Consider the following 15,019-nt stretch of genomic DNA (forward strand, 5'->3'; position numbering starts at 1 on the left):
ACTATCCGTCGATATAGCTTGGCCCTATGCAATGGGCAGCAATAGGCGGTGAAAGGAAAGGACCCGGAACGGAAGGGGCTGAGGGGCGGAGTATTAGGATCGGGTACATCCGCCTGGTGAATTCCTTGTGGAGGGGAAACCGCGGCCTGCAAATCCTGAACATTCTGGCTGGAGCCTGTCCCATGGCCTTGATTCTCCTGGTTCTTGAGGCTATGGTCCGGGGAGGAGAGGGTGCCGATTCGACCACTCCGGTAGTCATGGTAGCCATCTTTCTGACGTCTTCAGCTTCCGTTTCCAAGACCATCAGCGACCATGCCTTCACTGCTCAATGGGACAGGCTCATGCGCATCCGTCTGCTGGGCGCCTCCCCCTGTCGGCTCCTGGGCTCGATACTGGCCGTCCAAGGTCTCATGGCTGCCTTCTCAGGCCTCATTGGCGTGGCTCTGGGCGAGCTGATGAAGCCTCTGGCAAGGCCTGCCATGGCACGGCTGGACATGCTTTTGCCGGAGCATGGCATCCTGCCAAACCTCTCCTCCATTCTTATGACGGTCCTGCTTTCCGTTTTGTGCCAATGTCTGGGCGCCATATTGGCTGCAGTGAGGGTCATCCGAGCTCGGCCCGATTTGCAGTCCATGCCCCGCTCTTCCGGGAGACGGTACCGCGCCCTGTCTACTGCTGCCATGCTCCTGGTGGTCCTTGCGACTTGCATGATGATCTACCTAAAGGGGACTGGAGCGGCCGCCGGCGGTATGGGCATCTTTTTGATTCCTCTCTTGGCATGGGCCTTGATAAGAGTGGGCAGACCCCTATTGAACCGAGCAGCGGGGGTCATCATGGCGGGTTACCCAAAAGGTCCTGTGGTCACCTTGGCTTTGCGCAATCAGGAGACCACTAGGGCGGCCTCGCTCTTCACGATGGTGGTCGTCGCCACCGCAGTTGCCTGCGGACTTTTCGGCTTCTTGGGATACAGCGATGCCAATGCGCGCGCCTCTCTGACCACGGCTCTGGCAGGAGGGTCTGTGATCAGCCCGGTCGGCAGTGACCGAGGGGCCCTGGATCATTGGGCTGCCTATGTTCGGTCGCGCGATACTGATCCTCTTATTCTGGCTCCTGCCACCGTAGTGCCTATGGCAAAGGACGGTGCGGGATGCGACCGGCAAATACGCCGGGCCGCCTCCTACTATCGTGGTGCCTCACGCCTTCAAATAGATGGCGATTTGAGTCGGATTTTTCCGTCGGCAGCCCTGCATCCTGCGCGGGATAGTACAGGATTGGACGGGCTCGATGGGGTGGTGGCTTCCAGTCCGGAGGTGGGTGCGGGTCTGTCCCTCGGCGCGCCGGTCTGTATTGATGATGGGAACGGACCAGCTCGACGGAGTCGGATTGCGGCTATAGCTGACCTGCCGGGTGGAATGGGTCAGTACTTCATCCCCTCGCATCTATCTACTTCTACCTCCCGAAATGCATGGAAGACCGGATATGAACGTTGGGGCGGGCGCACTCCCCTGGCTCTGGTTTCGTCACAGGTGGGTGGCCGGGAGGTGCCGACAGGGGTCGTTGACCAGACGGCTGAAGCATGGGTGGCGAATCTGCCGACTGGCAAGATCTATGCACAGACCGGAGGGGAGGGGATGAAGGAAATGGCCGTCATCGTCTACCCGGTCTTGGTCATATGTGCCGTGGGCGTCCTGTCGCTGATCTTCACCATGGTTGAGGAGAGGCGTAGGACCAGGGCCGTGGCCGTCCTTCTTGATTTGGGAGTCTGGCGGTACGGATGCAGTGGGACGTTAAGGTACCTGAGCGAAGTCTTGCCGGCCTTCCTGCTGGCCTGCGCCGGTTCGCTCCTGGTTGTCAACCTCTGCTCTCACCCGCAGTCAGTCGAACTCTATGGAGGTATCTCCTTTTACTGTCCCGCTGGGCAGCTGGGTCTGCTTCTGGCGGTGGTCCTGGCGATGGGGCTGGTGGCCCTGGTCGCCCACATGATTTCCTATGTTCGTCTGGTCTGTCAGGGATGAGCAAAGCAGCCTGTGGTGGACTGGAAATAAGTGAGAGCGCCATGAAATGAGACGGAGTCTTACATTCGGCGGTTGTGAGCGGATGTTTTGAAAATTGCGTGTAAGAAGGCTGGGCGTGAGAAGGAGGGATGTATGGAAACAGGACATGATGGATGGGATGCAAGAAAATCTCAGGTAACTGCCCAGGGTGTGGGCCCGGATGGTGGCGGTACGGTCTTGCGGGCCAGGTCCGTTTGCTACGACTACTCGGAAAATGGACGACGCAGGCATCGTCTGCTGGGAAAGTCGTATGACAGGAATGGGCCGGCATCTCAAATCGGGCCAGTCAATATAGAACTGCAAGATGGCTGTATTACGGCCCTGATTGGACCCTCGGGATGCGGGAAGTCCACTGTGCTCAAGCTGCTTGCCGGCATCCTGACCCCCTTGCGAGGTCAGATCTGGTATGAGCATCGGGATATTGCTCGGCAGCCGGATTTTCGCCGGGCAAGGCTTCGCAGGACCGAATTCGCCTTCATTTTTCAGGATTACATGCTGGTCGATTCTTTGACGGTCGCCGAGAATATCATCCTGCCGCGGTCCTTGAATGGTTCAGCCACCGATGATGGTGCTGTACGTCGGGCTCTGGCCTGTGTGGACCTGCCGACCGGTGTAATGAGGCGAAAGGTGGGCGAGCTGTCAGGAGGTCAACAGCAGCGGGTGGCCATCGCTCGGGCCATGATCATGGATGCGCAGGTTCTCTTCGCGGATGAGCCCACCGGCAATCTGGATCCCAGAGCCCGTGAGGACACCCTTGATGCCATCCAAGCAGCCATGAGTGCGGGACTCAAGGCCAGCCTTCTGGTCACCCATGATGCCAGGGTGGCTTCCAGGGCCGACAGAATTCTGTATATGCAGGATGGGAGGATTTGCGGTTCCTATCCCCATATGGATCAAGAGGATATAGAGCGGCTCCTTCTGTCCGGGTCGGAGTAGGAGGAGCCGCTGAGGTCGATTCAAAGCTGAATTCTGTGCCCGTTACAGACCACGGTTTTGACGGACCAGTCAGCCGGGTTCAGGAGGAGGAGGTCGGCCGCATAGCCGGGTGCCAGCAGACCCAGCGGAGCACCGGTGATCGGGTTGGAGCGGTCCAGTCCCAGGGCCCGGGCAGGTGTCAGCGTGGCGGCTTCCACGGCCTGGGGGGCTGGCAGGCCGATGGCCTGGATAGCTCTGCCGACTGCCACATCCAGGGTCAGGGTTGAGCCGGCGATGGCCCCGTTGGAGGTCAAGCGGGCGTGGCCGCCCTTCACTGTTACGTCCAGGGAACCCAGCTTGTAGGCGCCGTCCTCGCAGCCGGTAGCCTCCATAGCATCGGTGACCAGGGCTATTCGATGGGGGAAGAGCCTGAAGGCCAGGTCGACGCAGGGGTCCTGCACATGGAAACCGTCATTGATCATCTCAGCCGTGACCCGGGGGTCCTCCACAGCGGCCGGAATAGGTCCTGGCTGACGGTGGTGAATGCCGTTCATGGCGTTGAAAACATGAGTGAGTATGCGCGCGCCGGCATCGAACGCGCGGCGAGTATGGTCATAGTCGGCATCGCAATGGCCGACCGCAGGCATCACACCGGACTCGGCCAGGCGGGATATGGCCTCGTAGCCATGGTCGCGCTCGGGGGCCAGAGTCACTTGGCGTATGCAACCGTCGGCGGCCTCCAGGAGGCTGTCGAGAACCGCCGGTTCGGGGTCGCGCAGGCACTTGGGATCGTGCGCCCCCTTACGGGAGAGGGCGATGAAGGGCCCCTCCAAGTGGGCGCCCAGTACGTCGGGTCTGGAGTCCATGACACGTCTGACCGAACGTAGGTTGGTGCACATCGTGTCGACCGGGTTGGTGATCAGGCTGAGCACCTGCCTGGTGGTTCCATGGACCATATGGCAGGCTCTGGCAGTGCGAATGGCCTCATCCCCGTCGTCAAATGAGTGAACCCAGCCCCCGTGGGAGTGGATGTCGATGAATCCGGGGGTGAGGATGAAGCCGGTTGCATCGATGAACTCCACGTCGTTTGCATTCACGTCATGGCTATCGGATCCAGGCTGGAAGGAGGGGGGCAGGCTGGACAGACCAGCGGCCCTCAGAGCGGATTCCAAGCTCTTCCTGCCTTGCCCGACCTGCTCAATCCTGCCCTCTAAGGTCAAAATCCAGCTGTCTTCCCTGATTCCTCGGGCATCTATCAGCCTTGCGCCGGTCAGAACAAGGGGATGGGCCGGCCCATGGAGGGATGACTCGACCGCGAGCCCCGCCGACTCGTATGCTTCCTTGGACATGTTTGGTTTGCCTTCTAGATGGACTGCCAGTCAGGCTTGTTGGCGTATGCCCACTTGTAGTAGTCGCGGTTGCGCAGGCGGGAGGCGGCGGCCTCGTCCACGATCACAGTGGCGTGGGGGTGCATCTGGAGGGCGGAGGCCGGGCAGAAGGACGATATGCCGCCCTCTACGCTCTCGGCCACGGCTTCTGCCTTACCGGCACCGAAGGCCAGGAGGACCAGCTGGCGTGCTTTGAGGATGGTCCCGATGCCCTGGGTGATGCAGTGGGTGGGCACCTGATCCATGTCATTATCGAAGAATCGGGCATTGTCGATGCGGGTCTGCTCGGTCAGTGTCTTGATGCGGGTGCCCGAAGCCAGGGAGGATCCAGGCTCGTTGAAGCCGATGTGTCCGTCGGTGCCGATGCCCAGGATCTGCAGGTCGACGCCGCCGGCATCCTTGATTGCCTGGTCGTACACGCGGCCAGCGTCCTTGATGGTGTCCAGGTTCCCATTGGGCACTCTCACCTTGGCGGGGTCCAGGCCCAGAGGCTCGACCACGGTCCGGTCGATGGTGGAACGGTAGGACTGGGGGTGGGCCGGATCCAGCCCCGCGTACTCATCCAGGGCGAAGCCACGCACCTGTGAGACGTCGATCCCCTCCTTGTGGACCAGATCGGCTAGCGCCTTGTATGCTGCCAGAGGGCTGGACCCCGTGGCCAGACCCAGCACGCAGTCAGGCTTGCGCCGGATCAGGTCGGCTGTGCAGCGGGCATAGATTTCGCCGGCTTCCTCTTGAGACTTGACGATGATGATTTCGGTCATGATGCGATTTCCTTTCCTATAAAGTCAGATGAGTGACTACCAGCGGCCATGCGTCCTGCCAGGGCGGCGCCGATGGCTGCGATGGGCAGGTCGGTTGGGGCCAGACGCAGCCGGTCAGGCAGACTCAGCGAGGCGATGAAGTGGCTGCAAGCCGCGCTTTTATTCAGATGCTCGGTGACCAGATCCAGCAGGGGCTGGCCGGTTTTGCTCATGCCGCCGCCCAAGATGATGACAGCGGGATCGATAGTCAGCGCCACGATCTGGACAGCCAAGGCAATGCCATGGCCGATGATGTCCTGGACTTCCTGGGCGTGCTGGTTCCCCTTGCTTGCCTGGGCAATCAGGTCAGGCAGGGGGTGGGCGATTCCCGGCCAAAGGGCTTCCACTGCCGAACCTGAGGCCACGGTCTCCAGACAGCCACACTGGCCGCACTTGCAGGGGAACTGGTGGGCATCCACTGCGATGTGGCCAATTTCGCCGATTGCCCCGCTGGCTCCATGTTCGATCCGACCCTCACGGATGATGCCCGCAGCCAGACCAGTGCCTAGGTTGATGAAGGCCACTACGTGGTCGTCCTGGTCGGGCAGGGCCCTGGGTCCGTCACGCCCAGGCTCTGATGCAGGGCGTCGTGCCTGGTTCCGGGCGGCCACGGAGTGGGGTGTGGTCCCAGGGGCCACCAGGGTGTCGCCATCCTGCGAGGCGGCCCCCAGGGCAGCGATGTTGACATCGTTCTCGACGCGGACGGGCAGGCCGGTCGTCTTGGCAACGGCAGGGCCCAGAGCCATGTGGCGGATGCCCAGGTTGACTGCGTCATCCACTATTCCCCGGTTGGCATCCACCCGCCCCGGGATGCCCAGACCTATGGTGGCCGGACCCTGGTTCGGGCCCACTCGATCCAGCAGGTGCCGGATAAGTGTCACCGTGTCGTCATGAACCGCTTGGTTGCCCTCGCGCGTAGGGATTCGATGGCAGGCCAGCAGGTGCTTGCCGCCGTCCATGGCCACGCCCTCGATCTTGGTGCCGCCGATGTCAATTCCTAGGCTGATCGGACCGGCCTGGGCGCTATCTGTATCCGCCTCGGGATGCGGGGTCGATGCTGTCATGGATTTCAGCGGGCCTGGTCCTGGTCCGCCCGTCCCTGTCCGCAGGCCTTCTTGATGGCCGTAGTGATGGAGACCGCCGGGTCGTTGTAGGGAATCAGAGTGGATTGGAAGGCGTGATAGAGGTCGGACTTGCCGGGCCAGACCGTGCCGATGACATGGTTGTCGGCATCCAGCTGATGCCACCAGGATCCGCCCTTGTGGTCAATCAGGTAGTGGTCTACGTAGCTGCAGAAGGTGGCGTACCAGTCAGCGTAGGTGGCCTTGCCGGTGGCTGCGTAGAGGGTGGACGAGGTGTTCAGGGCCTCGGCCAGGGTCCAGTGCATGCGGTCGTGGACTACCGGGCGGCCTTGCCAGTCCGTGGTGTAAACCAGGCCCTCGGCCCCGTCAGCGGCCCAGCCATCTTCCACAGCCCTGGCGAACAGGTGCTCGGCTGCCTCGATGTAGGGGCGACGGTCGGCCTCCTGATCGAACCTGCTTAGGGCGTACTGAGTGATCAGCCTGGACCATTCGATTCCATGGCCCGGCGTTGCCCCGTAAGGCTTGAACTGGTCGGCCTTGTTGTCCTGGTTGTAGTCCAGGTCGGCCTGCCAGTCGCTGTTGAAATGCTCAGGTATACGCCACTGGTTGTTCTTTGCCCAGCCGATGACCTGGTCGATGATGCGGCCGGCGCGTTCGCGGTAGTTCTCTTTACCAGTGGCATCGGCCACAGCCAGGAAGGCCTCGGTGCTGTGCATGTTGGCGTTGAGCCCCCGGTAGGGGTCCAACCGGGTGAAGCCGCTGTCCCATGTGTCGACGGCCAGGCCCTTATCGTCATCCCAGAAGTAGCGGTTGAAGATCTCCAGCGCCTGATCCAGCAGGGCTTGTCCATCGGAGTCGCCGGCCAGCATGGCCGAGGAGGCAGCCAGGACCACGAAGGCGTGGGTGTAGCAGGTCTTGCCGCTCTCGGGCTGGCCCTGCCAGGAGACCGAGGGGTACCAGCCGCCGTGTTCGTTATCGTGCAGGTTGCCTTGAAGGGCCTGGACGCCGCGGTGGACCAGCTCCGATGCTCCCGGGTAGCCCAGGAGGCTGCCGATGGCGTAGACGTGGGTCATCCGGCAGGTGATCCAGGTCTGGATTCCCTGCTCGGGATCGATGCTGCCGTCGTCATTGAGCCAGCCGGCGCCGCCCTGCTCGGTGGGGAACCCGCGCCCGAAGTCCAGGAAGCCATAAGTTTGTGAGGCCATGAAGATACGGTTAGCTTCGTTGCCCAGCAGGTATCGGGGATTTATGGCGGACGATGATACTCCCGAATGGTTCGGTGTCGTGGTCATGGCGATCGCTCCTTTGCTCAGCGAGGGGATGCAGCTGTTTCTGGTATCTGTTCATAGCCTAACACGTAATTGTTAGGAAACTGAACTTTTTACTGGTTGCCCCAATGGTCTTGTTCGCGATGCTAGTGCTCAATCATGAAATCAAACGACTTTGGTGCCGCAATGACGAGGTCTGGACCTGACCGAGCAAGGAAGTTTACAATACAAGGAGCAAGTATGGATGGGCATGATTACGGGGTTCAAGGCCCAATCCCCATGGCGGGTCCCCGTTCCCGCATTATCTATCGTCAGGCGAATCATGACCAGCAATACCGGCAACCTGTCCAAGGCGCTGCCCAAGTCGGTGCGGCATCACAACCGAGCCGTCCTGCTCAGGCTGCTCTACCCCGATGTCAGTATGACCAGAGCTGATCTGGCCCGCGCCTCAGGGTTGACCAGGGTCGCCATATCAGACATCGTGGCCGAGCTGCTGGGCGAGCATCTGATCATGGAGGTGGGTTATAGCAAATCCACTGGGCCGGGCAAGCGGGGACGGCTGCTGCGCATCAATCCTGACGGGCGCAGTATCTTGGCCCTGGACCTTTCCACGCCCTACGTTTTCAGGGGAGCGGTGCTCAACCTGACCGGGCAGGTGGTGGGGCGTGAGGAGATCCCGCTGACTGCTGACGGCAAGATCCCCCTGGACCTGGTGGGAGAGCTGACCGATTCATTGATGCAACGTGCAGCCCATCCCATCATGGGTATCGGCGTATCCAGTCCCGGCATCGTCAGTGCCGAAGGCGTGGTGGATGATGCCACCAACCTGGGCTGGGTTCAGACCGACCTTCGCGGCTATCTGCATGAGAAGACAGGCCTGGAGGTGACGGTCAACAACGACGCCAACAACGAGGTACTGGCCGAGCAGCAGTTTGGCTCAGGCCAGTCCGACCTATTGCTGGTCCATCTGGGCGACGGAGTTGGGGCAGGGTTGCTGGTTTCCGGCGAGCTTGTGACCGGCTGCAATCGTGCGGCCGGCGAGATCGGCCATGTGGTGGTGGATCCCACCGGTCCTCAGTGCCGTTGCGGTAAGCGCGGTTGCCTGGAATCGCTGATTAGCGTTCCCAAGCTGACTGCTGCGATGGACCGGGATCCCGACAATCTGGCCAGCATTTTGCGCCGTGCTGGCGAACTGCTTGGTCGTGTTCTGACCATGCCTGCCGGCCTTATGGACATTCCTCGCGTGGCTGTCTTGGGCGACTCCAGAGTGGTCAACCGCATCTTCCTGAGCGCCATGGAGAAGACCATGAACGATGCCCTGGCCACTGATTTCCGTCGGCCTTTGGTAGTTGACCGTTCGGCCCTGGGTGAGGATGCAGCCTTGCTTGGAGCCTGCTCCACAGTGGTGGCCGATCTGATCGAGCCCGACGGCACTGTCTGAAAGTGGATTGAATACCTATCTCGCAACTGTGCCCAGAGCTGGTGATTCGCGCACATCGCCGAGACCTGCTACCATGGTGACTCGCATGCGGTTGGCCGAGGTCTGAGTCCGGTAGTCGCATTTGCGGGCGTAGTTCATTGGTAGAATGGAAGCTTCCCAAGCTTCAGAGGCGGGTCCGATTCCCGTCGCCCGCTCTCCTTCTCAGAAAATCGCTAATGGCACTGACATCTGGGTTTGGGAAGATATCAGCTTTGGCGAGGATAAACTCTTGTGCGCATCTGGTACTGACTAGCAGCTTAACGAGGATAAAGCAGATACCCCAACTGAGCATATGCCGCGTTCTTTGCGCATCCATATCGTTAAATGAAACTGGTCGGCCTATAGGCGGTGAGCGAGCGTCAGCATCAGCGTTTACTCACAGGGGAATATCGCTGACGTCTATCGAGAGGAACAGTACCCCAGCCAGACTATGCAGCAAGACGATCAACGTCACTAAGACAAGCAGGATTTTTGTGACGACATTCCACCATTTCCGGGCTTTGCGCGACTTCCGTTTATACAAGGCAACTATATGGACAATGCCGCTTATCAGCCAGCAGACAAGCCCCACAATGGTGGTCGCAATTATCCTGTTCACCCAAGTGTCCGAGGCAAAATCAACGGCATACGGGAATGCCATAAAGAACTGAATGGGAATTTTGCTATACCAGCCCCAGCTCATTGGCAGCAACAGAACCAGGCCTAGAAACCATAGGACAAGGTCGGCATGAGCGGGTACGTGGACCGTGCGGCGAAGGTCGGTCTTCTCCGTATCCTCGCCTGTTGTATCCGCTTTCCGCCCCCTGCATGCCATAGCGGCAAGGCTACAGCATCTGTAGGTATGAAGAGCCACTTGCGGACGCTTCCTCACATTCCCTGTTAATCCTGTTCCGCTTGACCACCAGTTTTCACTGAAGAGTTTCTCATCTGTGAAAGGTTTAACCGTGCGATCTGCAAGGTGGGCGACTATAGCAAAAGACGGCACGAATCATGGCGTGGCCTTGTTTGTGTTTCCACGTCTGATTGAGGCGTATGCGCGGGCTTTTGCTCGCCACATCCAATGTGAGGAAGTTATATCGCAGCTTGGCTTGTTGACATGAGATTAAGGACGTGGTGCCAGTCAACTCAATCCGCGACTATGCCGACGTGACGCCTACTGACCAGCTGATGGAGCGCTTCCTCGAAGCTATTACCAACACTTGGTGGCTCCTGGGCACGCTGCTTTCCGCATCGGCGAACCAATCGCGCCTATCGTTGCAAACAGGACTCTGCTCAAACCTCTAGAATCTCAAGGTTAATGGAGATGTGTCCACCTTGCCTGAATATGCATCCAACCCAGATCCTGTATCCAAGTAGGTAACTCAACATCAGTAGTTTCGTTCCACTTAAATCACCTCGTAGTAATTTGCTCTGGTCATTTTTATTCTCTTGCCCATAATCGAATCTTCAATACCTGATCTAAAAGTTGCAAGCCCGGCAACAGTGCGGAAAGCCTCTCTTAGCGCCATCATTGATGAACAATATTCCTGGAAATTCTGGAGTGTCGAAGCACGGTGCCTTAGATCGGGCAGTGGAAGATGAGGGGGTACAGGGAAGTATGGAAAGGACGGCCATCATGGCTGATTATCACGTGCAATACGACGGGGATCGCGATCTTTGGACAGTCAAGCGGGCCGGGGCCTCACGCGTCTCCCGCACCTTCGCCACCAAGGCGGAGGCCACCAAGCAGGCCAAGGTCTTTGCGGACCGGTCCGGCGGCGGCGAGGTCAACATCCATAACAAGGGCGGCAACAAAATCCGCGACAAGCGCACTATAGGCAAGAAGGATCCTCGAGACATCAAGGGCTGAGCTCCAACTGGGCTCTGTGACCTTTCACCGTAATCGGGCCCGTGCACGTGCCGAATGTCGCGGTGATAAGCAACGATGTGCTTCCAATATGCCCATCTATCATCCCGGCAGGATGTTGGGATGGTGAAGCATTGGTCGCCGTCGCTGGTCTGTATGTGTCCGCCCCCATAGACTGAAACCAACCGTGAAAGGTGGCGAAGTCGATGGCCGATGGATTCAACCAGCTGGATCAGCGGCTGGCGGACAGCGGGTATGACGAGGGTCTGCCAGCCTCCTACCCTCCCCACCCCGGTATGGACGAGCGTCCTATTCAGATAGCCCATGCCAACATCTGGAGTCGGTTTGCGGCAGTCACAGGACTGGTCTCAGCTCTTGCGGGCGCGGCCTTGTTGGCCCATGCCATAGCCCCCTCCAGGCTGGGGGTCATAGGTCAGGTGGGCATTTCGGCCTGGGTGGGTGTCTCTGTCGCCTTTGCACTGTTGACCATAATCCTGGTCGTCATAGCCCGTCACTCCGGACCAGTCCCGAACCGGCCATCGGTAGGCTCGGCGGGCATTATTCTTTTGATTTGCGGAATGCTCTTGACAGTGGCAGGCCTGCTTATTGCCAATTCTTCCCCCAAGGGCATCATCAAGGCTCCTGCGCGTGACGAAGCGCCCATCAGCTCGCCTCAGGCCATGACCAACGGTATTGATAAGGCTGCTGGCCAGTGCGCTTCAGGTTGGCATGACATCGGCTTGGACGGGTATGTGGGCATCTCCCAAGCCCGGTATTGCACGGATACGACCATGGCCTACGTGGTCTTTGACAACGATTCAGCGGCCTCCTTGGCCAAAGGGCCTATCCGCGCTCGCGTGCCTGACCTGATCTCCCGCTATGGAGGCGGGTTGCAGCCCCAGGATCTATGGTTGCTGACCGGCAAGCGTTGGATGGTGGTGGGCAGCAAGGCCCAGGTGACCGGACTGCAGAGCCAGTGGGGTGGCCAGGCCGAGCCACTCATAAGTCAGCATTGAATGGCCGGGCCGGTCGACTATCGTGGCAGATATGAATCAAGCACAAAAGGATAACGGCGGATTGGTGGGTCGGCCCTCTCCGGTGGTGCCCGGACGCTTTGGGCAGGAGCTCAAAGTCGAGCAGGTCCGTTGGTCCCGCAAGCAGGGCACGGGCAATCCCTCGCGGCCCATTTTTGTACTCATGCACGGCTGGGGCTCCAACGAGGAGGACATGGCCGACCTGATGCGTTACGTGGCCCCCTACAACGACTACGCATCCCTGCGGGCGCCCATGGTGGTGCCAGGCAGCGAGCGCGGCATGTTCGGCCCCGGCTACACCTGGTTTCACGATATGCGTCCCGAGCAGGAGGACCTGGATCGGGATGGCTATGCAGCGGCCCGGGCTGTGGACGCATGGGTTTCAGCCAACATCCCCGAGGACCGACCTGTGGTGGCCATGGGCTTCTCCCAGGGGGCCATGCTGGCTGTTCATCTGCTTCGGGTCAACCCAGAGCGCTACCGGGCCTCCATATGCCTGTCCGGGTTCCTGGCCCCGGGCCTGGTGCCCGGCACCGCTCCTGCGGATGAACGCCTGGCGGGCTTGAACAAGCCGGTCTTTCTGGGCTTCGGTTCGGATGACACCACGGTGCCCAAGTACGAATTCCGCGCCCTGGCCGCCTGGCTGGATGAGCACGTATGGCTACACACCACCGAGTACGATCACCTGGAACATGCCGTCGACATGCGCGAGATGAACGACCTTCGTCAGTGGCTGGGCGAGATCGATGTGACCTCGGGCCTTATGTAGATCGGCTCAGAGGGCCGAGTCGGAGTCGACCTGCATGACGTAGACGTTGCGGCGCATCTTCCTGGCCGTCGTGCGTGAGATCTCCCCGGATTCGACCATGTCCTGGATCTGGCTCAGCTCGATGGCGTAGCCCTCGCGCTTGGCCTCCTCCACCTGATCCCTGACGGCAGGTATCCCCGCGTATTCGGCCTTTCCCTCCGCCGAGGATTCAATCATCTGGTGGTTGATGATGGTGTTCAGCAGGTCCTCGGTCTTGAAACGGCCCTTGCCCAGCTCGGAGTAGAGCTTTTCGATCAGGAAGTGGTTCATCTCCGCCTGCAGATGGCGTCCTGCCACGTAGACCCGGTCCTTGTCGATCGGCTGGGCCAGGTGCTTCAGTCGGTGGAACTGGCTGTGCAGCAGGCCCCTGAGTCGTCTGCGAGCCGTGTAGGCCCTCCAGCGGAGCTCACCGCCCCTGTCCAGGTGGAAGAGGGACCCGGATATGGTGGACAGGATCCTGCGGGCGGCCTGTTCCTGGCTGCGCAGATTCAGCAATTCGTCCTGGTCGTCTCCGCGCTCGCTGCGCCGGTCGATCAGCTGGGCGTCGGCATCCCTGTCGGCTACGGTCTCGGCCTCGGTGCTGGTCCCGGCCTCGGTCTCGTCCCCGGTGGCAGACTGCGTTGATGCAGGTGCCTGTTCTATGCCCGCGTCCTCGTTCCTGAGCCGCTCCTCCAGCTGATCCTGGGCCTCTTCGATCCGGCTGAGCCGCTCCTCCATGTAGTCCTGCTCCCACTCCATGGTCTGCACCTGCAGGTCCTGGAAGTCCTTGGGGGAGTACTGGCCGATCTGCGACTTGAGCTTGGCGATGCGGTGGTTGTACTGCTTGATCACCTGCTGGATGGCCAGCCGGTTCTCGTCTGTAATCCTGCTGGAGAGCTCACGGACCGTGCCCCTGAGCACCTTGATGGATTTTTCGACCTGTTGGGCCGGCACCTCGCTGCTCTGTGAGGGAGCCAGCAGGGGCAGGGCGAAGTTGGCAAGCACCAGGGTGACGATGATGACCCCGGCGGCCACGAAGATCAGCTCGCTGCGCATGGGGAAGGCAGAACCGTCATCGGTCATATAGGGGATGGTCAGGGCCAGGGAGAGGGTGATGGTTCCCTTGGGGCCGCCGAAGGTCATGACGGCTGCCGATCTCAGGAGCTTGGATGTGATCCGTGGCCTGCTGCCGGTTCCACGATCCTTGGTGAAGATCAGGACGCTGGCTGTCCAGAGGAAGCGCAGCACGATCACGGTCAGGCAGACCACGATGATGGTGGCTACCAGCATCCAGTTGCTGACCCGCCGGTCTCGCCAGCTGGTGCCCATGGCCGCCGGCAGCAGCATGCCCAGAAGGACGAAGACCGCACCGTTGAGGCTGAAGGAGAGCACCTTCCAGACGCTGGACGAGACGATGTTGGCCTTGGAGGTATTGGGTCCTACTCCGGTGTGGTCGAAGCGGATCAGCAGTCCGGTGGAGACCACGGCCAGGACTCCGGACACATGCAGGATGTCCTGTCCGACCATGTAAATCAGGAAAGGCAGGAAGAGCTCCAGCAGGATCCGGGTAGTGGTGGTTTCCCAGCCCAGGCGGCGGGCCGACTCAAAGAGCCAGTTGACCACAAAGCCCATGATCAGGCCGAAGCCGATGCCACCCACGAACTCGAGGAGGAACTCGCCCAGGGCCTTGGGCAGGGAGAAGGAGCCGGTCACGGTAGCCAGGATGGCGAACTGGAAGCCGATGACACCGGTGGCGTCGTTGAAGAGCGATTCGCCGGCAAGGATTGAATGTTCGTCTGGCGTGAGGTCGGCGCTCTCCCCTAGTGAGGAGACGGCCACGGCATCGGTGGGCCCCAGGGCGGCGCCCAGGGCCATGGCCGCGGCCAGTGGGAACATGGGCCAGGCGGCATGCAGGATAACCCCCACCATGATCATGGTCAGGGCGGCCAGTCCGATGGCCAGGGAAAGAGAGGATCGTAGTCCCTTGAGCAGCTCCACCTTGTTGATGGTGTGGGCCTCGTAGTAGAGCAGGGGCGCGATGAACAGGACCATGAACAGCTCAGGATCCAGCCGCATCCGCGGGAAAATGGGCAGCAGGGCCATTACTGCGCCCAGGACGATCTGGACCAGGGGGGTGGAAATCCGGGGAATGAACCTGGAGATGAAGGAAGAGACGAGGACGGCAGCAAGTATGCACAGAATGAGGATGAATGTTTCCACGGGCTTCCTTTCCGCCACGCAATCCCGGGCGGGCTGCCGCAGGCCCGACTAGCAGGGTTCGTTCGACCAATGAAGGAATCTCCGAGTGCAGGGTCGCATGAGGATCGACGTCGCACAGTCCAGTATACGGAATGGGGATATC

General features: G+C 60.4%; 12 protein-coding genes and 1 tRNA gene. 7 read left to right on the forward strand and 6 right to left on the reverse strand.

Features of this window, described 5'->3' with window-relative positions; all coding sequences use genetic code 11:
- Positions 1 to 182 precede the first annotated feature (182 nt).
- Positions 183 to 2,015, forward strand: coding sequence for a hypothetical protein (locus ACUIAI_RS08615; RefSeq protein ID WP_445342182.1), 1,833 nt, complete (start codon positions 183 to 185; stop codon positions 2,013 to 2,015).
- A 132-nt stretch (positions 2,016 to 2,147) separates the two neighbouring features.
- Complete coding sequence (locus ACUIAI_RS08620) at positions 2,148 to 2,990, forward strand: ABC transporter ATP-binding protein (RefSeq protein ID WP_445342183.1); 843 nt, start codon at positions 2,148 to 2,150, stop codon at positions 2,988 to 2,990.
- Between the two features lie 20 nt (positions 2,991 to 3,010).
- Here the strand turns inward: ACUIAI_RS08620 and nagA are convergent, their stop codons facing one another.
- From nagA to ACUIAI_RS08640, 4 genes are read right to left on the reverse strand one after another with little or no spacing between them, the layout of a single operon-like run.
- On the reverse strand, positions 3,011 to 4,318 hold the full coding sequence (nagA, locus tag ACUIAI_RS08625) for an N-acetylglucosamine-6-phosphate deacetylase (protein WP_445342184.1): 1,308 nt from the start codon (positions 4,316 to 4,318) through the stop codon (positions 3,011 to 3,013).
- Between the two features lie 14 nt (positions 4,319 to 4,332).
- Positions 4,333 to 5,121, reverse strand: a complete 789-nt coding sequence (gene nagB, locus ACUIAI_RS08630) for a glucosamine-6-phosphate deaminase (protein WP_445342185.1) — start codon at positions 5,119 to 5,121, stop codon at positions 4,333 to 4,335.
- A complete protein-coding gene (locus tag ACUIAI_RS08635; RefSeq protein ID WP_445342186.1) occupies positions 5,118 to 6,224 on the reverse strand; it encodes an ROK family protein in 1,107 nt (368 codons plus the stop codon). The genes nagB and ACUIAI_RS08635 overlap by 4 nt, the downstream gene beginning before the upstream one ends.
- A 5-nt stretch (positions 6,225 to 6,229) precedes the next feature.
- A complete protein-coding gene (locus tag ACUIAI_RS08640) occupies positions 6,230 to 7,534 on the reverse strand; it encodes an AGE family epimerase/isomerase (protein ID WP_445342187.1) in 1,305 nt (434 codons plus the stop codon).
- 298 nt (positions 7,535 to 7,832) lie between these two features.
- Between ACUIAI_RS08640 and ACUIAI_RS08645 the strand changes: the two genes are divergently transcribed.
- On the forward strand, positions 7,833 to 8,951 hold the full coding sequence (locus ACUIAI_RS08645) for an ROK family transcriptional regulator (RefSeq protein ID WP_445342188.1): 1,119 nt from the start codon (positions 7,833 to 7,835) through the stop codon (positions 8,949 to 8,951).
- A 123-nt stretch (positions 8,952 to 9,074) separates the two neighbouring features.
- Positions 9,075 to 9,145 (forward strand) — tRNA-Gly (locus ACUIAI_RS08650).
- Positions 9,146 to 9,366: 221 nt separating this feature from the next.
- Here ACUIAI_RS08650 and ACUIAI_RS08655 read toward each other — a convergent pair.
- Positions 9,367 to 9,804 (reverse strand): hypothetical protein, encoded by a 438-nt coding sequence (locus ACUIAI_RS08655; RefSeq protein ID WP_445342189.1) that lies wholly within the window; start codon positions 9,802 to 9,804, stop codon positions 9,367 to 9,369.
- An 801-nt stretch (positions 9,805 to 10,605) separates the two neighbouring features.
- Between ACUIAI_RS08655 and ACUIAI_RS08660 the strand changes: the two genes are divergently transcribed.
- The 3 genes from ACUIAI_RS08660 (at position 10,606) to ACUIAI_RS08670 (ending at position 12,639) form a co-directional block, all read left to right on the forward strand.
- On the forward strand, positions 10,606 to 10,839 hold the full coding sequence (locus ACUIAI_RS08660; RefSeq protein ID WP_045934889.1) for a DUF2188 domain-containing protein: 234 nt from the start codon (positions 10,606 to 10,608) through the stop codon (positions 10,837 to 10,839).
- Positions 10,840 to 11,042: 203 nt separating this feature from the next.
- Positions 11,043 to 11,852 (forward strand): hypothetical protein, encoded by an 810-nt coding sequence (locus ACUIAI_RS08665; RefSeq protein ID WP_254478193.1) that lies wholly within the window; start codon positions 11,043 to 11,045, stop codon positions 11,850 to 11,852.
- Positions 11,853 to 11,883: 31 nt separating this feature from the next.
- Positions 11,884 to 12,639 carry an alpha/beta hydrolase gene (locus ACUIAI_RS08670; protein ID WP_445342190.1) on the forward strand — a complete coding sequence of 252 codons (756 nt, stop codon included), beginning with the start codon at positions 11,884 to 11,886 and terminating at the stop codon, positions 12,637 to 12,639.
- 6 nt (positions 12,640 to 12,645) lie between these two features.
- Here ACUIAI_RS08670 and ACUIAI_RS08675 read toward each other — a convergent pair whose 3' ends face one another.
- Positions 12,646 to 14,877: a cation:proton antiporter domain-containing protein gene (locus ACUIAI_RS08675; protein WP_445342191.1), complete on the reverse strand. Its 2,232-nt coding sequence runs from the start codon at positions 14,875 to 14,877 to the stop codon at positions 12,646 to 12,648.
- Positions 14,878 to 15,019: the final 142 nt, after the last annotated feature.

The sequence above is a fragment of the Bifidobacterium sp. ESL0827 genome (genome assembly GCF_052606685.1).

Coding starts and splice junctions, on each gene's coding strand:
- ACUIAI_RS08615 (WP_445342182.1), top strand. CDS start 183: ATGGCCTTGATTCTCCTGGTTCTTGAGGCTATGGTCCGGGGAGGAGAG.
- ACUIAI_RS08620 (WP_445342183.1), top strand. CDS start 2,148: ATGGAAACAGGACATGATGGATGGGATGCAAGAAAATCTCAGGTAACT.
- nagA (WP_445342184.1), bottom strand. CDS start 4,318: ATGTCCAAGGAAGCATACGAGTCGGCGGGGCTCGCGGTCGAGTCATCC.
- nagB (WP_445342185.1), bottom strand. CDS start 5,121: ATGACCGAAATCATCATCGTCAAGTCTCAAGAGGAAGCCGGCGAAATC.
- ACUIAI_RS08635 (WP_445342186.1), bottom strand. CDS start 6,224: ATGACAGCATCGACCCCGCATCCCGAGGCGGATACAGATAGCGCCCAG.
- ACUIAI_RS08640 (WP_445342187.1), bottom strand. CDS start 7,534: ATGACCACGACACCGAACCATTCGGGAGTATCATCGTCCGCCATAAAT.
- ACUIAI_RS08645 (WP_445342188.1), top strand. CDS start 7,833: ATGACCAGCAATACCGGCAACCTGTCCAAGGCGCTGCCCAAGTCGGTG.
- ACUIAI_RS08655 (WP_445342189.1), bottom strand. CDS start 9,804: ATGGCATGCAGGGGGCGGAAAGCGGATACAACAGGCGAGGATACGGAG.
- ACUIAI_RS08660 (WP_045934889.1), top strand. CDS start 10,606: ATGGCTGATTATCACGTGCAATACGACGGGGATCGCGATCTTTGGACA.
- ACUIAI_RS08665 (WP_254478193.1), top strand. CDS start 11,043: ATGGCCGATGGATTCAACCAGCTGGATCAGCGGCTGGCGGACAGCGGG.
- ACUIAI_RS08670 (WP_445342190.1), top strand. CDS start 11,884: ATGAATCAAGCACAAAAGGATAACGGCGGATTGGTGGGTCGGCCCTCT.